The following is an 18,601-nucleotide window of genomic DNA, read 5'->3' on the forward strand; positions in this document are numbered from 1 at the left end:
CTTTCACCTCTCCCCGCTCTTCGCGGGGAGAGGTCGGATCGCCTCGGCGATGCGAAGCATCGTCCGGTGCGATCCGGGTGAGGGGCGAGGCACATTGTCTCCACGTTGACGCTTTCGGAAGACTGCGCTCGCAAGACAATTCGCATCCGACTTGGGGAGAGAGCCCCTCACCCCAACCCTCTAAGAGCGAGCTTCGCTCGTCTCGACCCCGCAAGCGCGGGGCGAGGGAGCGCACCGCCTCACCCCGCATGCATCGCGCGGGCGGCGGCGCTGTGGCGGCGGATCAGGTCCGGCACGTCGAGGCCGGGGATCGCACCGTCAGTCACTACCCACTTGCTCGCGACCATCACGCGATCGGCGCGGTGCGCGCCGCATAGCACCAGCGCGGCCAGGGGATCGCCGTGGCCGGAGAAACGCAGTTCGTCGAGCTTGAACAGTGCGAGATCGGCCGCCTTTCCGACTGCGATCTCGCCGAGCTCGGGACGGCCGACGCAGGCCGCCGAGCCCCTGGTGGCCCAGCGCAGCGCGTCCCTGTGGCTGACGCGAGCGACGCCGTAGCGCGCGCGTTGCAAGAGAAACGCGGCGCGTACTTCCTGCATCAGGTTGGACCCGTCGTTCGAGGCCGAGCCGTCGACGCCGAGGCCGATCGAAACCCCCGCCTCTTCCATCTCGCAGACCGGGCAGCAGCCGGAGGCAAGAGTCTGGTTACTGCAGGCGCAATGCGTAATCGCGGTCCTGGCCTTGCCCAGCCGCTTCATTTCCGAGGCGTTGAAGTGGATGCCGTGCGCCAGCCAGGTCCGCGCATTGAGCCAGCCGCATTGTTCGAGATAATCGAGCGGCCGGCAGCCATGCATCTGCTCGCAGAACTTGTTCTCGTCCTCGGTCTCGGCCAGATGGGTGTGCAGGCGAACGTCGAGTTTATCCGCTAGCGTGGCGGTCGCCCGCATCAGCGAGCTCGTCACCGAAAACGGCGAGCAAGGCGCCAGCGCGATCTGCACCATCGCATCCTCGCCGCGCTGGTGGTGTTTTGCCACCACGCGCGCGCTGTCGGCCAAGATCGTGTCCTCGTCCTGCACCACGCTGTCGGGTGGCAGGCCGCCATCCTTTTGCGAGCGGTCCATTGAGCCGCGCGTCAGCAGCACGCGAATGCCAAGGCGCTGCGCGGCGGCGACCTCGATATCGATGGCATCCTCGAGGCCGGCGGGAAACACGTAATGATGATCGGTGGTGGTGGTGCAGCCCGACAGCAGCAGTTCTGACATCGCCACGGTCACGCCGAGATGCAGCGATTCCGGCGTCAGCCGCGCCCACACCGGATAGAGGGCCTGCAACCACGGAAACAGCTCGCGATCGAGCGCGGCCGGCAGCGCCCGGGTCAGGGTCTGGTAGAAGTGATGATGGGTGTTGATCAGCCCCGGCAGCACGACATGGGCGCCGGCATCATAGACGGCGGTATCTGATGTCGCGGGTTCCCGGCCGCGCGGCACCAGTTCGACGATCTTGCCGCCGCGGACCACAACGCCGCGCTCGGCGCCGTCGGCGAAAATAGAGAGCGGATCCTTGATCCATATCGCCTGCGTTTGGTCCATGATCCCACCTGATTTGCGGAAGGCGCCGTTGCGAACTTCCACCTTCACCAATGCAAAGACCATCCCAACGGCATTGGCAATTGGCGCTGGTCTTGCAACACTTCATAATCGGAGATGCATCACCTTGAAAGCGTTAGCGTATCCATGGACCTGAACACCATCCGCGCCGTTGCACGACCGACCACGCGGGACGAATTGCCTGTTTGGACGGCAGACGCCGCCTGGCTTGCCGGCGGGACCTGGTTGTTCTCGGAACCGCAAACCCATCTGACCCGGCTGATCGACCTCACCGGTCTGAAATGGCCGGCGCTGACCGTCAGCGAAACCGGCTTGTCGATTGCCGCCACCTGCACGGTGGCGCAACTCGATGCACTTGCCTGCCCGCCGGAATGGACCGCCTCGCCGCTGATCAACCAATGCTGCCGTGCGTTCCTGGCCTCCTTCAAGATCTGGAAGACCGCGACCGTAGGCGGCAACATCTGCATGTCGCTGCCGGCGGGGCCGATGATCTCGCTGACCGCGGCGCTCGACGGCGTCTGTACGATCTGGCAGGCCGGCGGCGGCGAACGGCAAATTCCGGTGGCGGATTTCGTCACCGGTGACCAGCGTAACGTGCTGGCTCCCGGTGATCTCCTGCGGCAGATCGATATTCCCCTTGCGGCGTTGAAGCGACGCTCCGCGTTCCGTCAGATCTCGCTGACGCCGGTCGGCCGTTCGGCAGCGCTCTTGATCGGCGGCCTGGACAGTGACGGCGGACTGGCGCTGACCGTGACGGCGTCTACCGCGCGGCCCGTTCAGTTTTCCTTTGCGGGTGTTCCAGCAGCAAAGGACCTGCGCGATGCGATCCTGCAGCGTATCCCCGACGGCCTTTATCACACCGACGTCCACGGCAAGCCGATGTGGCGCAAGGCGATGACGCTGCGGCTGGCCGAAGAAATCCGCGGCGAATTGCAGGCGGTGCCAAGAGTGACGCCATGAGCATCGAGATCAATGGCAAATCATTCCCGGAATCCCCGCAGCCCGGACAATGCCTGCGCACTTTCCTGCGCGAGCTCGGGCATTTCGGCGTCAAGAAGGGTTGCGATGCCGGCGACTGCGGCGCCTGCACCGTTCTGCTCGATGGCGAGCCGGTGCATAGCTGCCTGATCCCGGCGTTCCGCGCCGCCGGTCACGCCGTCACCACGATCGAAGGCCTTGCGCCTGACGACGGCATTCACCCGATGCAACAGGCGTTTCTCGATGCGCAGGGGTTTCAATGCGGCTTCTGCACGTCGGGCATGATCCTGACCTGCGCATCGCTGAACCAGGCGCAGCGGCAAGACCTCAGCGCCGCGCTGAAAGGCAACATCTGCCGCTGCACCGGCTACCGCTCGATCGAGGACGCCCTTAACGGCAAAAGCAACATTGAGGATGCCGACGCCGGCACCGCGTTCGGCCGCAGCCTGCCCGCGCCCGCCGGCCCGCATGTGGTGCGCGGCACGGAACGCTATACGTTCGATGTCGCACTGGGCGGATTGCTGCACGTCAAGATGCTGCGCTCGCCGCATCCGCACGCGAGAATCATTTCGATCGACAAGACTGCGGCGCTCGGCGTCCCCGGCGTGCATACCGTCTTGACGTCAGAAGACGCGCCGGATCGCCTGTTCTCGACGGCGCGCCACGAATGGGACTGGATGGACCCTGATGACACCAAGGTGCTCGACACCGTTGTTCGCTTCATCGGCCAGAAGGTCGCCGCCGTGATCGCCGACACCGAAGCCGCCGCCGAGGAAGGCTGCCGGCGGCTCAAGGTCGAATATGAAATCCTGCCTGACGTAATCGATCCCGCCGCCGCGATTGCCGCTGATGCGCCCGTGCTGCACGGCGACAAGACGAAAGAAAACCGTGTCGCCAACGCTGCCCGCAATATCGTGGCCGAAATCCATGGCGAATTTGGCGATGTCGCAGCCGCGCTGGCGCAGGCCGCCGTCACCTATCAAGGCACGTTCACAACGCAGCGGGTCCAGCACGCCGCGCTGGAAACCCATGGCGGCCTCGCCTGGGTCGACGCCGACGGAATCTTGAACGTCCGCTCCAGCACGCAGGTGCCGTTCCTGACCCGGCGCACGCTCGCCGACCTGTTTGATTTGCCGCCGGACAAGGTGCGGGTGTTCTGTGAGCGCGTCGGCGGCGGTTTCGGCGGCAAGCAGGAAATGTTCGTCGAGGACATCCTGGCGCTGGCGGCGCTGAAGACCGGCCGCGCCGTCAAATTCGAACTGACGCGGGAGGAGCAGTTCGTCGCGACCTCGACGCGGCATCCGATGCTGGTCACCGTCAAAGCGGGCGCCGACAGCGACGGCAAGCTCACGGCGCTGCAGCTCGACGTGCTCTCCAACACCGGGGCCTATGGCAACCACGCCGGGCCGGTGCTGTTTCATTCGGTCGGCGAATCCCTCGGCGTCTATCATTGTCCGAACAAGAAGGTCGACGGCATCGCCGCCTATACCAACACCGTGCCTTCAGGCGCGTTTCGCGGCTATGGCCTGCCGCAAACCCTGATCGCGGTCGAAGCCGCGATCGACGAGCTGGCGAAGCAGCTCGGCATCAGCCCGTTCGAGATGCGCCGCCGCAATGTGGTGAAGTCAGGCGATCCCATGCGTTCGCCGCCGGAATCCAAGTATCACGACGTGCTCTACGGCAGTTACGGCCTCGACCAGTGCCTCGATCTGGTCGAGCGCGCGATGGCGGCGGATACGCCGACGCCCGATCTGTCAGCGGACTGGCTGACCGGCGACGGCATCGCGCTGACCATGATCGACACCGTGCCGCCGGCCGGGCATTTCGCCGATTGCAGCATCTCGTTGCGCGGCGATGGCGGCTTCGACCTCACGGTCGGCACCGCGGAATTCGGCAACGGCACCAGCACCGTGCATCGCCAGATCGCCGCATCCGCGCTCGCAACCACCGTCGATCGCATTTCCTTGCGCCAGTCCGACACCGCGCATGGCGGCCACGACACCGGCGCCTATGGCAGCGCCGGCATCTTTGTCGCGGGCAATGCAACGCTGGCGGCAGCGGACGCGCTGGCGGATCAGTTGAAACAATTCGCGGCGTCGATGCTGGGCGAAAACCCTGATGCCTGCGCGCTGGACAACCACGCCGCGGTCTGCGCCAGACGCCGCACGCCCTACGCCATGCTCGCCGCTTCAGCGCAATCGCTCGGCAAGGTGCTGAGCGCCAGTGGGAATTCATCAGGCACGCCGCGCTCGATCGCTTTCAACGTGCAGGGCTTTCGCGTCGCGGTGAACAAATTCACCGGCGAACTCAAGATCCTGAAAAGCGTGCAGGCCGCCGACGCCGGCCGCGTCGCCAATCCCTTGCAGTGCCGCGGCCAGATCGAAGGCGGTGTCGCGCAATCGCTGGGCGCTGCGCTCTATGAGGAGATGGTGATCGACGAACGCGGCCGCGTCATCAATCCCAGGTTCCGCGACTATCATCTGCCGTCGTTCGCCGACGTCCCCCGCACCGAAGTGCTGTTCGCCGACACGTCGGACACGCTGGGGCCGATGGGCGCCAAATCGATGAGCGAGAGCCCCTACAACCCGGTCGCCGCCGCGCTCGGCAACGCCATCGCCAATGCCACCGGCATCCGCTTCACGGCGACGCCGTTCAAGCCGGACCGGCTGTGGCCGGCGTTGCATGAGAAGTTTGGGTCCGGGTGAAGGGGCGCCTGTCAGCCCTGCGCGAATGACGTAAACTTGGCTGGGCGCCCGCGGATGGGCATATCTGCCCTACGCGCATTCGCGGAATAGTGATCCGCCGGCAGCACGCTTTTTCGAGCGGCAATGCCTAGATGGCCCCTTAGAACAATCCGGAGACAGCGCCCGAAGGCAGCACGCGCCGCCGCAAACTATTGCGCAAAAAAGCGATAATGGAGAATGACCATGACTGGACCCAGGACGCTGGTCGCGGCAGCGCTGATGTCGATCGTTCTGGCGACATCTACGCTGGCGCAGGAGCCGGCAGCCTATGCGGCACAGAATCCGGATCGGGATGTGCTGAATGGCGGCGTGCTCACGCCTGCAGGCAGACTGGCGCGGGAGCAACCTGGTGATGCCGCTGCCGCGCTCTATGCGCTGAACAAAGCCAACGCGGGATTGGGCAGCGCTGCGCCATCAACCGGGGTCCAACGCCATCGACGTCGTTCGTTGCAGTGAAACGATGGCATGATAAATCAGTACGCGGGAGGATACGGCCGACGAGACGACCCGCGGGGCATTTGCGCGTTCGCAAAATAGGGATTGGCGAGGCACTGGGCGGAGAGACCCGACGCCGTCGCGGCGCACTGCTCCATCGAGGTAAAGCGGCAATCGATGTCGCTTCCTCCCCAGCGGTAGTTCTGGATGCAGATCGGATAATTGCCGCCATACGTCTGGGCCGGAGCCGGCGCAGACGTCAGAACAGTGACGGCCGTCAATATCATCAAAGCCGGAATGCGCATCGGGACCTCCATCGGGATTGACGTCACAGCATCAACCCACCAACCAGACAAGCCATACTGCCGGCAGTCAATTCACATTCACGCGCGGGTCCGCGAAAGCGCCCTGCGTCGAATTCAGACAATGCCCACTGTTCAGGGTTATTGAGATAGTTGCTCGGCACGGCGCAAGCGCGCCTTTAGCTATCTTTCGCAACTATGTCGCTGATGGCGGTGGCGCCGGAATAAGCCCATAGCGGAGCATCGTTGCCTTCATTTTTGCCGGATCGGGCGCGCCACCAACCAGCAGCGCGGACATCTCCTTGAAGTAAGACGGCCCCAGCACACCGGGGGTAAGCGTGCAGAGACAAACTGCCGGCCCGGCGGTGTTATTTGTAAAACCGTGGACGACGCCGCGCTTGATGAAGACACTTTCGCCGGGCGCTACATCGATGTCTTGGCCATCGATGCGCCAGGTTGTCGTTCCCGTCAGGCCATAGATGATTTCGTCCCAGTTCTCGTGAATGCGGCACCGGCATGCGGGCATTCGGCTGCAGCGTCATCTCGAACATATCAAGACTGCCTCCGGTGTCATCCTTGGTGTGCAAGAACCTGAGCTGCAGCGTGCCCATATTGATCAATTCCGGCATTTATTCCTCTTTTCGTGAGAACCTTGGGTAAGTCTCGTGCTCTGCGGAGCAACGTACTGGACGATGCTTCGCATCGCCAGGAACACGTTACACCGCGTCCGGGACACGACAGAATTATCCCCGACCCACCGTGCACTCGATCTGGCCGTGCGGCTCGTCGGTCGGCAGGAATACGTCGTTGTTGTTATCGAACCCGAATGCCGACAGGTTCATCGGGATGAAGTGCATGTTCGGGCAGGCCATGCTGATCTCGGAAATCTCCGGCACCGTTGCCAGCGCCGCCTCGCCCATCCGGTAGAGGCTGTCCTGCACGCTCTTGCTGTAGGTCATCGAGAACACTTCGAGCACGGTGTCGAGGACCTTCCTGTTGGTCGCGGGATAGCTCAGAGGCTTGCCCGACCATTTCCACGACGCCACCATGCTGGTCGCGCACAGCCGGTCGGCGGTCGGGGGGATCGTGGTGTAGGCGTCCTTGACGTAATTCTCCCAGCCCGACTGCGTCGACTTCAGGAAGGCAAAGCCGTCGATGCCTGATGACATCGTGGTGACACCGCCACGGACGGAAGATAGTTCAACGGTGGGCTGGCCGTTGCTGTCGAGCACGAAACTATGCGGATGCGGCTTGCCGTCGAAACTGAGCCGGCTCCATTTGGTCTCGTGCACGGTCAGCGCGACGGAGGCGATCTGCGGATAGGTGTCGAGATATTTCGTCGCCAGCACCTGGCAAAATTCCTCGGTGCACAGGCCGGTGTTTTCGCGCGCGATGACGTTGACGACGTTCTTGATGGTGTCGGTCGAAACCGAAGTCGAATTGTCGCCATGGGTATAGGCAGGCGCAAAGTCGCCCTCGACCATCGCTTTGACGTTGAGCTGGCTGACCTCGTGACGGTCGCCGTCGCGGTGGAGGCGCATCACGCGGACGCGGCCCTTCCCGTATCTGTTCCTGATCAGCGGCACGTGGAAGCCTCCAGTTCAGCCAGCAATCTTGCGGGACTATGGTCGCCCGATATGATCCAATATTGAGCAACGTTCGTGCCATTGAGCAAGTGCCGGGACTGGCTTCCGGGGGCAAGCTTTGGCACGGGCCTTGTAACGGTTCGCATGGGCCGGCGTGCCCGCGCCAGGGGGAGCCATTCATGACCACGACCACTGAAATCCATCCGGTCGACCAGACGCTGCCGGCGCCGCGGTTGCTGGCGCTTGGCCTGCAGCACGTGCTTGTCATGTATGCCGGCGCTGTCGCGGTACCCTTGATCATCGGCCGGGCGTTGAAACTGCCGCCGGAAGACGTCGCCTTCCTGATCTCGGCCGATCTGTTCGCCTGCGGGCTGGCGACCCTGGTGCAATGTATCGGCTTCCCCGGGGTCGGTATCCGGCTGCCCGTGATGATGGGGGTCACGTTCGCCTCCGTTGGCCCGATGCTGTCAATGGCCGCGGCGCCCGATATCGGCCTGCTCGGCATCTACGGCTCGGTGATCGCTGCCGGAATCTTCGGCATCATTGCCGCGCCCTTCATCAGCCGGCTGCTGCCGCTGTTTCCGCCGGTGGTCACCGGAACCATCATCCTGGTGATCGGCATCTCGCTTATGCGCGTCGGGATCAATTGGGCCGGCGGCGGCCTGCCGACCCTGACCAAGGTGATCGACGGCGTCCCCGGCGCTTTCCCCAATCCTAATTATGGCCAGCTTCAAGGGCTTGGCATCGCGCTGTTCGTGCTGCTGGTCATTCTCGCCTTGATCAAATGGGGCACCGGCTTCGTCGCCAACGTGGCCGTGCTGCTCGGCATCGTCGCGGGTGCGGCGCTCGCCAGCGTGCTCGGCGTCATGCATTTCGATAAAGTCACGGCGGCGCAATGGGGCGCGCTGGTGATCCCGTTCCGCTTCGGCATGCCGACATTCCATTTGGTGCCTGTTATCACCATGTGCATCGTGATGATCGTGGTGATGATCGAATCGCTCGGCATGTTCCTGGCGCTCGGCGAGATCACCGGCAAGAAGGTCGATCGCGACGCGCTGACCCGCGGCCTGCGCGCCGACGGTGTCGGCACCTTCCTCGGCGGCATCTTCAACACGTTCCCCTACACATCCTTCTCGCAGAATGTCGGCCTCGTCAGCGTCACCGGCGTGCGCTCCCGCTGGGTCACGATAACAGGCGGCGCCATCATGCTGCTGCTCGGGCTGCTGCCGAAGATGGCCGCATTGGTCGAAGCGGTGCCGCTAGTCGTGCTCGGCGGCGCCGGGCTCGTGATGTTCGGCATGGTGGCCGCGACCGGCGCGCGGATTCTTGCGACCGTCGACTTCAAGAACAACCAGTTCAACCTGTTCGTGGTCGCGATCTCCGTCGGCTTCGGCATGATCCCGCTGGTGGCGCCGAATTTCTTCAAGAACCTGCCGCACGGCCTGCATCCGCTAATGGAGTCCGGCATCCTGCTCTGCGCATTGGTTGCCGTGGCGCTGAACGCGTTCTTCAACGGCCTTGGCGGCAAGGCGGCGGCGGAAGCGGATGCCGCGGCGGCGGCGTCATCGGCGCAGCATGTGTAGGGATCAGCTGCCCCGATACGTCGCATAACTCCACGGCGTGACCAGCAGCGGCACGTGGAGGTGGCCCTCGGGATCGCTGACCGAGAAACGTAATGGGATCTGGTCGAGAAAAGGCGGATCCGACATCGGCACGCTGCGCGCGGAAAAATATTCGCCGACGCGAAACATCAGCTCATAGCGCCCGATCGGGACCGGGCGGCCGCCGATCAGGGGGTGATCGGTGCGCCCGTCGCTGTTGGTGATCGCGCGCGCCACCACGCGGGCTTCGCCGAGATCGGACAGTTCGGTCAGTACCACCGAAATTCCCGCCGCAGGCTTGCCGCTGTGGGTATCCAGCACGTGGGTCGACAGCCGTCCCTGCACGGCTAGCTTGTCGTCCGCCGTCACCAGCTGGTCGAGACGCAGCGCCGCGATCCGATAAATTTCCGCGATCGAGACCTGCGTTTCGGTTTTGGTATCGTTCGGCAGCCGGCGCTCGAAATCACGCAGGATGGAATCCCGGGTCTGCCGGCGCGCACAGACGATGTAGGGGAAACCGAATTTTGCGCGGTAGGCATTGTTGACGCGCTCGAACGCCTCAAATTCGGCATCCGACAACCGATCAAGCCCGACACTGTTTTGTTCGGCGTTGGATTCGGCCGTGAGCCCCGCGGCGCGCTGGGTTTTGTTGGCGAGATCCGGATGCGCCTGGATCAGCGCCAGGCGAATGTCGGCTGGTGCGCGAGCGACCACGGCCTGCATCGCCTCGAACAGCGTTTTCAGGCTGACAAACGGCCGCGCTGCGGCCGCCTGTTCGGCGATCCAGGGTGAATATTCGAAGATATTGCCGAGCGCTTTGACGAACTCGTCCTTGCCAGCGAGATTGAGATCGGAAAGCTTCATCGGCATTCCCCGGCCTATCCAATCTCAGCGGCGCTCTCGGCGAGATGGCTGAGATTGGCGTGAAAATGCTGCGCGATCTGCAACCGCGTCGGCACCCAGACGCCGTCATGCTTCATGACGTAATCGAGGAAGCGCAACAGGGACGCTGCGCGGCCGGGGCGGCCGACGACGCGGCAATGCAGGCCGACCGACATCATCTTCGGCGCGGTCGCGCCCTCGGCATAGAGCAGGTCGAAACTGTCCTTCAGATAGGTGAAGAACTCATCGCCGCCGCCAAAGCCTTGCGGGTTCACAAAGCGCATGTCGTTGGCGTCGAGCGTGTAGGGAATGACCAGATGCGGCTGCAATCCGCCCGCCTTGATCCAGTATGGCAGATCGTCGGCATAGGAATCGCTGAGGTAGAGCAGGCCGCCGGCTTCCATCAAAAGCCGCAGCGTATTGATCGAGGAACGTCCGGTGTACCAGCCGAGCGGACGCTCGCCGGTCGCCTCGGTATGAACGCGGATCGCCTCGGCGATTTCCGCCCGCTCTTCGGCCTCCGACATGTCCTTGTGTTCGATCCATTTCAGGCTGTGGCTGGCGATATCCCAGCCGGCCTCCTTCATGGCCGCGACCACTTCGGGATTGCGCTTCAGCGCGGTCGCGACGCCGAACACCGTGGCCGGCATCTTGCGCTCGGTGAACATCCGCCACAGCCGCCAGAAGCCGGCGCGCGAGCCGTATTCGAACATCGATTCGATATTGGCGTGACGTTTGCCGGGCCAGGGCTGCGCGCCCAGCACATCCGACAGGAACGCCTCGGAGGCGCGATCGCCGTGCAGGATGTTGTTCTCGCCGCCCTCTTCGAAATTCACCACGAACTGCACGGCGACCCGCGCATTATCAGGCCAGCGCGGATCGGGCGGATTGCGGCCGTAGCCGCGGAGGTCGCGGGGGTAGCCGGGCTCCGTCACCTAGATTTCCTCGAAGCGGATCTTCTGTGCACCCTTCCACAGCACGGTCTTGCCGAATGCGGTGAGGTTCTCAAGCCCCGAGGTCAGGGTGATGAAGTGGTTGCCGGCGAGCTGGCCCATCTTGCTGGCGAAATGCACGCCGCCATAGGCGAGCAGGATTTCGGTCTCGCTGATGCCGCCGGGATAGAGAATGATCTGACCCGGCGCGGGATAGCTGGTGTGGTTCTCGTAGGAAACGCCGAAATCGAGATCGCCGAGCGGCATCCAGACCGCCTCGCCGCTCCAGCGGACATGGATCGCCTGGCTCTCGAACGGCATCGCCTTGCGAAAGGCGGCTACCGTCTTTGGCGCCAGTTGCTCTTCGAAACGGGCCTCAAAGGTGAAGTCGCCGGCGCGGACAATTAGTTGGCTCATCGATCTCTTCTCTTGGGTGGGGATAGGGTTCAGCCATATCCATTGCAGCCGCCAAAAGCGGAAGCAAGGACCATTCAACCCGGAAAATGCGGTTTGTTTGGCGCCCTGCCCGTAAAATCAGCCGAAAATGCCGTCGGTTGGCGTTCGCAACCTCAACCCGCGCGGATCCGATAGCACAGGCTCCGCTTCTCGCCCGGCGCAATCTGCATCAATCCGGGCTTGCCGGTGAATTCGCCGTCGAACTCCGACGGGCTGGCGAATCCATGCCAGGGCTCGATGCAGAGAAACGCCGCGCCATCAGGTTTCGACCAGACGCCGAGCTCGCAAAATCCTTCCCAGGACATCTCGATCGAGGGCCCACGATCGGCCTCATAGCGAACCGAACCGCTCGCGAGCTGATCGATAATGACGGCGTCGTCTTCGAATAGCCGCTCGGTGAGCGCGAGGCTGTTGCCGCGAACCGGCGACGGTTCGGCCTTGGCGCGCATCAGGCCGCCCGCCAGCCTGCGGATCGGCGCGGGCTCTTCGTCCGAGAAGGTAAGCGCGTAGGCTTCCTTTTCCAACCCCGGCAGCAATGGCCAGTTGAACGCGGGATGGGCGCCGATCGAAGCCGGCAAAGTCTCGTTGCCGGTGTTGGTGATGTCGAACGCCAGTTTCAGGCCGGCATTTTCAACGCTGTAGGTAACCTCGAGCCGGAACGCGAAGGGATAGCGGGCGCGCGTCGCCTCGCTGTCGACAAGCACCAGCTTGCAGGACGTCGCTCCCTGCTCCACCCACTCGAACCGGTGATCCCTGGCAAAGCCATGCTGGGTCATCGGATAGGTTTTGCCACGGTGGCGCAGTTGATCATTGTTGAGGCGGCCGACGATCGGAAACAACAACGGCGAGTGGCGCGGCCATGCCGGCCCCGCCTGCCAAAGCAGCTCTATCCCTTCATTTCTCAGCGAGCACAGTTCGGCGCCATCGGCCTTGATGGTCGCCTCAGTCGCGCCGCTGCGAAGCGTATGCTTGTCCATGCTCATACTTCACCACGCGAGGTGCCCCTGCCCCTCTCATAAGTCATGGCATTGCCCCCAGCAACGGCGATGCCCTGGCGGCGTCATTTCCTGATGGCATGGTTGCAAGGCTGACACAGCTTCCGGCCCCTGAAGCGCTTGATTTCCCCTGTTGTTGCGCGTTTCATTCGGACAACGAACAAATACCCCGGGGAAACAGCCATGCCAGCGAAAATCATCGGTATGATCGGCACCCAGCAGGAGGGCGTCGCGGTTCACCTGATCAAGGGCCAGATATCGCGCGAATGGGTGATCGATTTCACCCGCCTGCATGAGCAGTGGAACTATGATTCCGTGCTGGTCGGATATTACGCCTCGGCCGCCGAAGGTTTTGCGATCGCGCTGTATGCCGCTGATCATACCGAGCGAATAAAATTCCTGATCGCGCATCGCCCGGGCTCGGTGGCACCGGCGCTGGCGGCACGGCAGATCGCGACCTTCGACCAGCTGACGCAGGGACGGATGTGGCTGCACGTCATCGCCGGCACCAGCGACCAGGACCAGGCCAGCGAAGGCGACTTCCTGCCCAAGAACGATCGCTACCGACGCGCCGGCGAGTATCTCGACGTCATGCGCCGGATCTGGACCAGCGACAGCCCGTTCAACCACCAGGGTGAATTCTATCGCATCGAGGGCGCGTACAGCGATATCAAACCGTTTCAGCAGCCCTATCCCCGTCTGTTCTTCGGCGGCTCCTCGGAAGGCGCGCTGGAAATGGGCGCCGCGCATTGCGATGTGTTCGCTATCTTCGGCGAGCCGCTCGCCGAGACGCGCGCCCGCGTCGATGATTTCCGCCGTCGCGCCGCCGCGTTCGGACGGCGCGCCGATTTCAACATGTCGCTGCGCCCGATCATGGCGGAAACCGAGGGCGCAGCCTGGGACAAGGCGCATGCGCTGCTGGCGGATGTCGAACGCAAAACGGGCGAAGCGCCGAAGCCGAGCAACCATTCCAGCGAACGCCTGCTGGGCTATGCCGCGCGCGCCGACGTGCATGATGAGCGTTTATGGATGGGGATCGCGCGCGCCACCGGCGCGCCCGGCAATACGTCCTGCCTGGTGGGAACGCCCGAGCAGATCGCGGCTGCGGTGCTCAGGTATTACCGGCTCGGCATCCATTCGTTCCTGCTGCGCGGATTTGAGAATCCGCATGACACGATGGCGATCGGCCGCGACCTCATTCCCCTGATCAAGGCCGGTGCCGAGCAGATCGACCGGCAGGCCGAGGCGGCCGAGTAGCGTTGGCCCTCAGAATCTGCAAACACATCAAGATGCCGGGTCACAGCACGGCGCCAGGGAAGACTTTGGGACCAATTGCATGAAAGCCGTGGTGGTCGAGAATTACGATTCGATTGACGGTATCTCCATCAAGGAGATGCCGATGCCCGATATCCCGCCCGGCGGTGTCCGCGTCAGGATCGGCGCCGCTGCCATCGGCTTCGTCGACGGTTTGAAGGTGCAAGGGCTGTATCAGACCAAGGACCCGCTGCCGTTCGTGCCGGGCACGGAATTCGCCGGCGTGGTCGACGCTGCCGCAGGCGACATCGCCGCGTTCAAGCCGGGCATGCCCGTGGTTGGCATGGTCAGGTCCGGCGCGCTCGCCGAATACATCTGCGTGCCGTCAGCGGCGCTGAAGCACTTGCCGCCAAAGACTACCTTTGAGGCGGGAGCGTCTTTTCAGGCGAACTATCTGACCGGACTTTACGCGCTGGATGCGCGCGCCGAACTGCGCAAGGGCGAAACGTTGCTGGTGCTGGGAGCCGCGGGCGGCGTCGGCATCGCGGCGGTGCAACTTGGCAAGCTGATGGGCGCCAAGGTCATCGCCGCGGCTTCGACGCAAGAGAAACGCGAATTCGCCGCAGGTTACGGCGCCGATGAAACCATCGACTACACCAAGGCGGACTGGCGCGACACCCTGAAGACGCTGACCGGCGGCAACGGCCCGGATGTCATTTTCGACCCTGTTGGCGGCGAGGTGGCGCTGCAGGCGTTTCGCTCGATCGCCTGGCGCGGACGGCACCTGGTGGTCGGATTTGCCTCCGGCACCATTCCGGCCCTGGCCTTCAATCTGCCGCTGCTCAAGGGCGGCGCCCTGCTCGGCGTCGATCTGGCGCAAATCCAGAAGCGCGAGCCGGAAACCCATACCCGCCTGATCGCACAATTGTTCGAATGGCTCGCCTCGGGCCAGTTGAGTCCCGTGGTCGGCAAGGTCGTTCCGTTCGAGAATTTTCGCGAGGCGTTCAAGACCATGCAGTCGCGATCCGCGCTCGGTAAAATGATCGTCAAATTCACCTGAGGACAGCAACATGCCCCAAGACAAGGCCGCCGACGGAACCGGGCGTCGCCTGATGCATACGCGAACGGTCGAATGCAACGGCTACATCAGGGACGACGGGCTCTGGGAAGTCGAGGCGCGGCTGGTCGATACAAAGCCGTTCACGCAGGCCGCCGACCACTATCGCGAGGAACTGAAGCCCGGCGATCCCGTGCACGATATCCGCCTGCGGCTGGCGATCGACGACACCATGAGGATCCACGAGGCCGAAGCCACCATGGCGGAGACGCCTTATCCCACCTGCATCGACGTCGAGCCGATCCTGCAGCGGTTGGTCGGCGAGAGCATCGGCAAGGGATGGCGCGAGGTGGTCCGCCGCAAGATCGGCCGGCTCGAGGGCTGCACCCATCTGTCGGAGCTATTGGGCCCGGCGGTGACCACGCTGTTTCAGACCATGTCACACGGCGACGCTCCGGAAGGACGCGGCTCGCTGGAAACCCAACAAAACTCCGGCAAGCGGCCGTTCTTCATCGGCGGCTGCTATTCCTGGCGCACCGACGGCCCCATCGTCGCCGACAAGTTTCCGCGATTTGCGACCAAGCCGGCCGCGCGGGATTAACGATCCGGCGCGGGCCTGATCACGAAATTGCAACCGCCGGGCTGCGCTGCCTTGTGAAGCCACGCGCTTGACAATGCCCTAACCTATGGTTGTCTCCCCTCCACCGATATACGTCTCTTATTCTGCGAAGTCGCGAACGGCGTTCTGAACGGACATCGCGCTTGAAGCAAAACGCCCGTCCGGCCGTTTCGCGCTCCTGGCGCGCGGGGAATCTCATGTCGAAGCGTTTTGTGTCGAAGCGTTTTGGAATTGGACTGTTGTTCGCCTGCGTTACGGCACTTCTGCTTCCGGTGCTGGTCGTAGTCGTTGACATGATTTTCCTTCACCAGACGATGATCAACTCAATCTACAAGAACGTCGAAGACATCTCCGACGCTACCGAGATGCCAACGACGGTTACTTCCTTTCAATCCGGTCCTGACGTCGTCAGCACCATTGGCGGCAGCGGCGACGGACTGAACTGCAGCCTCCCTGGCCTGGCCAATATGTTTTTCCATGGCATGAAAAATCGGCACGGCCAAAGCGCTCTGGTGCTGCAACGCTTCCGGCAGGCATGCGTCTTTCACGATCTGTGCTATCGCCATGGCCTTGCCACCTACGGGTATAACCAGAACGATTGCGATCGCGTTCTGCAGAACGCCGCGCTTCGGCTCTGCTACGTCTGGAATCCATTGGAGGGAAAGGCACGCTGCCAAACCGAATCAAAAATGGTTCTGGCGGGCGTGAGCTTCGGCGGCTCCGACGCCTATCGCGCCTGGGACCGGTCGACCTATTTCGAGTTCGAGTCGGATCCTTGGCGCTCCAACGGATTTTCCGTCAGCCGGGTGGTCGACCATCCCTTCAAATCCGTAGATCGGGAGAAATACCGGGATGAGCCGGATCAAGTCATACTGAATTTCGACAATGTTCGATCCAATCTTACCGTTACCTGTGTCACCTGCAAGCAAGTGCCGGTCCTTCGAGAGAAGACCAGTGATCGTGACAACACCACCGAGGAGCTTCGATCGGTCGGGATCACACAGCTCCCGGACGCCTTGCTGCATCACACCGGACAACAGCTGTCCGACACCAGTCCGGTTTGGCTGCCACCTCGCCGCCGTCATGCCGCGCCACATCTGCTGGTCGATAGCACCGGAAAAAATCACTTGATCTGGGTGACCCGGAACAATCCGGGCGACACCATCTCCTGCATTGTCCTTGCAGATACCGCAAGGCTCCTGACCTACACGCTGCCAAAGCGGGACAACTGCTCGAGTGACGCGGCCTCTCAGCTCACCATGGTCGAAGTCGACATGTTCGCAACCTCCCCACTTGTCATGGAGCTTCCGGGTTCGAAGGAAAGCATTTTCGCAACCTCGCTTAGCGTGAGCCGGGAAGACGATGGCAGCCTGAGCTTCTGTTCACGGTCTGCGTCCAGGAACGTCGATCGACCACCAATGAAGAAGGACGACGACAAGGCCGATTGCATTCCAATCGGCAAATCGGTGGTTCGCAACGGCGCCGGCCTCGGCGCCTTTCAGAACTTTGCAATCATACGACCAGGTCAGCAGATTCTGTTCGCGCGTGATATTGTGACGTCGCCGGCTTCGCTGTGGACCAGAATTTTTCGCAGCATGCGGGGTATAAAGTACTCGCCCGACGGGGTGATGCTGGTGATCGATGTTACCGCTGCCTCCGCGGAAAAAGGATCTGTGGAGCCAAGACTCAAGAAAGCGGTGAGCTTCAAAATCGAAGACCGCCTTGATCCGATGATGCCGATCAGCCGAAGAGCAAACGATCTACGTTTCCTCAGCCTGGAGAATACGGAGAATCAGGTCAGCGTCCGCATGATCGACTTTGCGAAGGAGAATCCTGCCGCCGGCGATGTGAAGCTCGAGATGAACAAGACCGAAGTCAACTTGCATCCGTCCTGGGCGTCGCGGCCTGTGCTCGTGCTTGAAACGCGGGAGCCGAACCCGAAAACCAGGCTCGTGTTCTCCCGCGGAGAAATTGCGACCGATCCACACAAGTCGGCCGCCTCTGAAACAGCAATCGACGAAAATCCAGGCCACGACTTTGAGAGCACGAAGCCGGAGACTGAATCATTGGGTCTGGAGACGCTGATATTTGAACGCGATGCGGCGCCCTCCTCGAATGCAGCATTCGTGAAGATGAGCGGCGTGGCCTGCACGATAAAGTATACGTTCAGACGTCACGAAGAATTTCCCTGCTATCGCTCGTTCGACCCTGAGCGCGCCATGCGGGCGTCACCGGCAGCCAAAATGCAGGCATCCCAGCTGCTGGTCGGACACTTCGCCGAGCGCGGTGGATACGGTATCGCTTTCCCCGATTTCTGCCAGAAGTCGGTCCCCATTGTCCTGAGGCAGAAGGGCGACACCTTCGTGCCGGAGATGAGTTCGGTTGGCAAAGCGGGAAATTTCATACGTCAGGTCACGTGCGATCCGATAGACTCGAACAAATATGTCAGCGGACCAATCGAACCCAAGCTGGACGTGGCGATATCCGCTGCCGACTGGCCGTACCCTAACAATAAATGATCAGCTCTCGCGCGGCCCCGTCTTGACGACCTCCGCATGCGGATCGCCGGCGGGCAGGATGTCCCGGATGTAATCGCGGCCCTTCCATTCCGGCGGCGGCGGAGGCCCCGCGCCTTCGCGGGGAACGTAGGGCGACGGATTGGCGCCGGCGAGGTCCGGCACATAGCGCGGGCAGTTCGGATAGATTTCGCACTCGATCCGCACCACGAGTTGCGCGCCGTAATGCCGGCTGATCGCCGCCGCGTCGTCGAGGATAACAGCACGGCCGTTGATGCGCATACGCCGGCTCTTGCCGTCGAAGCGCACGAACAACAACCCGACATTCGGATTTCGCGACAAATTGCCGAGCGTCCGGTACATCGAATTGCCGTCATACTCCGGATATTCGATTGTGTTGGGGCCAACGATTTTCACGAAACCGGGATCGCCCGACTTGATGTTACAGTCGACATAATCCGCAAAGGAAGTACCGATGAAGAAGAACGGCGAACTCTCGATCAATGCCTTCTCGTCATCCCAGAACTCATAATGCTTGCGGTGCCGTTCGATCGCCTCGGCCACACGCCGCCCGTCGAACCGGTCCTGCAGTTCGCTCATTCCCTCGTGATAGAACGCCCGCTGCCACATCGATGTC

Annotated in this window: 17 protein-coding genes; 8 read left to right on the top strand and 9 right to left on the bottom strand. The window is 62.7% G+C overall.

The annotated features are described in order from the left end of the window. Positions 1 to 239 precede the first annotated feature (239 nt). Positions 240 to 1,589 (bottom strand): 8-oxoguanine deaminase, encoded by a 1,350-nt coding sequence (locus tag JQ600_RS21370; protein ID WP_212385971.1) that lies wholly within the window; start codon positions 1,587 to 1,589, stop codon positions 240 to 242. A gap of 144 nt (positions 1,590 to 1,733) precedes the next feature. Here JQ600_RS21370 and JQ600_RS21375 point away from each other — a divergent pair, with 144 nt between their 5' ends. From JQ600_RS21375 to JQ600_RS21385, 3 genes are all read left to right on the top strand, one after another. Next, a complete protein-coding gene (locus tag JQ600_RS21375) occupies positions 1,734 to 2,567 on the top strand; it encodes an FAD binding domain-containing protein (protein WP_212385970.1) in 834 nt (277 codons plus the stop codon). Continuing rightward, positions 2,564 to 5,290 (top strand): molybdopterin-dependent oxidoreductase, encoded by a 2,727-nt coding sequence (locus tag JQ600_RS21380; protein WP_212385969.1) that lies wholly within the window; start codon positions 2,564 to 2,566, stop codon positions 5,288 to 5,290. The genes JQ600_RS21375 and JQ600_RS21380 overlap by 4 nt, the downstream gene beginning before the upstream one ends. Before the next feature lie 222 nt (positions 5,291 to 5,512). Further along, positions 5,513 to 5,785 carry a hypothetical protein gene (locus JQ600_RS21385; RefSeq protein ID WP_212385968.1) on the top strand — a complete coding sequence of 91 codons (273 nt, stop codon included), beginning with the start codon at positions 5,513 to 5,515 and terminating at the stop codon, positions 5,783 to 5,785. Between the two features lie 17 nt (positions 5,786 to 5,802). On the opposite strand, the gene JQ600_RS21390 is transcribed toward JQ600_RS21385, so the two are convergent. From JQ600_RS21390 to pucL, 3 genes are all read right to left on the bottom strand, one after another. Then, on the bottom strand, positions 5,803 to 6,069 hold the full coding sequence (locus JQ600_RS21390) for a DUF3551 domain-containing protein (RefSeq protein WP_212268088.1): 267 nt from the start codon (positions 6,067 to 6,069) through the stop codon (positions 5,803 to 5,805). A gap of 193 nt (positions 6,070 to 6,262) precedes the next feature. Beyond that, entirely contained in the window at positions 6,263 to 6,592 is a 330-nt protein-coding gene (locus tag JQ600_RS21395; protein ID WP_249133014.1) for a cupin domain-containing protein, read from the bottom strand. A 217-nt stretch (positions 6,593 to 6,809) separates the two neighbouring features. Further along, the gene (pucL, locus tag JQ600_RS21400; RefSeq protein WP_212385967.1) at positions 6,810 to 7,652 is read right to left on the bottom strand and encodes a factor-independent urate hydroxylase; all 843 of its coding nucleotides are present in this window, start codon (positions 7,650 to 7,652) and stop codon (positions 6,810 to 6,812) included. 179 nt (positions 7,653 to 7,831) lie between these two features. On the opposite strand from pucL, the gene JQ600_RS21405 reads away from it, so the two are divergent. Next, positions 7,832 to 9,235: a nucleobase:cation symporter-2 family protein gene (locus JQ600_RS21405; protein WP_212385966.1), complete on the top strand. Its 1,404-nt coding sequence runs from the start codon at positions 7,832 to 7,834 to the stop codon at positions 9,233 to 9,235. A 3-nt stretch (positions 9,236 to 9,238) separates the two neighbouring features. Here JQ600_RS21405 and uraD read toward each other — a convergent pair whose 3' ends face one another. The 4 genes from uraD to JQ600_RS21425 form a co-directional block, all read right to left on the bottom strand. After that, complete coding sequence (gene uraD / locus JQ600_RS21410) at positions 9,239 to 10,123, bottom strand: 2-oxo-4-hydroxy-4-carboxy-5-ureidoimidazoline decarboxylase (protein ID WP_212385965.1); 885 nt, start codon at positions 10,121 to 10,123, stop codon at positions 9,239 to 9,241. A gap of 8 nt (positions 10,124 to 10,131) precedes the next feature. Next, a complete protein-coding gene (puuE, locus tag JQ600_RS21415) occupies positions 10,132 to 11,070 on the bottom strand; it encodes an allantoinase PuuE (RefSeq protein ID WP_212385964.1) in 939 nt (312 codons plus the stop codon). Beyond that, on the bottom strand, positions 11,071 to 11,484 hold the full coding sequence (locus JQ600_RS21420) for a DUF3830 family protein (protein WP_212385963.1): 414 nt from the start codon (positions 11,482 to 11,484) through the stop codon (positions 11,071 to 11,073). A 152-nt stretch (positions 11,485 to 11,636) separates the two neighbouring features. Then, positions 11,637 to 12,506 carry an aldose 1-epimerase family protein gene (locus JQ600_RS21425; RefSeq protein WP_212385962.1) on the bottom strand — a complete coding sequence of 290 codons (870 nt, stop codon included), beginning with the start codon at positions 12,504 to 12,506 and terminating at the stop codon, positions 11,637 to 11,639. A gap of 195 nt (positions 12,507 to 12,701) precedes the next feature. On the opposite strand from JQ600_RS21425, the gene JQ600_RS21430 reads away from it, so the two are divergent. The 4 genes from JQ600_RS21430 to JQ600_RS21445 all read left to right on the top strand — a co-directional run bounded on the left by JQ600_RS21430 (position 12,702) and on the right by JQ600_RS21445 (position 17,967). After that, a complete protein-coding gene (locus JQ600_RS21430; protein WP_212385961.1) occupies positions 12,702 to 13,775 on the top strand; it encodes an LLM class flavin-dependent oxidoreductase in 1,074 nt (357 codons plus the stop codon). Positions 13,776 to 13,854: 79 nt separating this feature from the next. After that, entirely contained in the window at positions 13,855 to 14,832 is a 978-nt protein-coding gene (locus tag JQ600_RS21435) for an NADPH:quinone oxidoreductase family protein (RefSeq protein WP_212385960.1), read from the top strand. Positions 14,833 to 14,842: 10 nt separating this feature from the next. Beyond that, on the top strand, positions 14,843 to 15,430 hold the full coding sequence (locus tag JQ600_RS21440) for a DUF2889 domain-containing protein (protein WP_212385959.1): 588 nt from the start codon (positions 14,843 to 14,845) through the stop codon (positions 15,428 to 15,430). 161 nt (positions 15,431 to 15,591) lie between these two features. Further along, complete coding sequence (locus JQ600_RS21445) at positions 15,592 to 17,967, top strand: hypothetical protein (protein WP_212385958.1); 2,376 nt, start codon at positions 15,592 to 15,594, stop codon at positions 17,965 to 17,967. Here JQ600_RS21445 and JQ600_RS21450 read toward each other — a convergent pair whose 3' ends face one another. Further along, positions 17,968 to 18,594 (bottom strand): pyridoxamine 5'-phosphate oxidase family protein, encoded by a 627-nt coding sequence (locus tag JQ600_RS21450; protein WP_212385957.1) that lies wholly within the window; start codon positions 18,592 to 18,594, stop codon positions 17,968 to 17,970. It abuts the gene before it with no gap. Between the last annotated feature and the right edge of the window lie 7 nt (positions 18,595 to 18,601).

It is taken from the genome of Bradyrhizobium sp. AUGA SZCCT0176, assembly GCF_018130145.1.
Classification (GTDB): Bacteria; Pseudomonadota; Alphaproteobacteria; order Rhizobiales; family Xanthobacteraceae; genus Bradyrhizobium.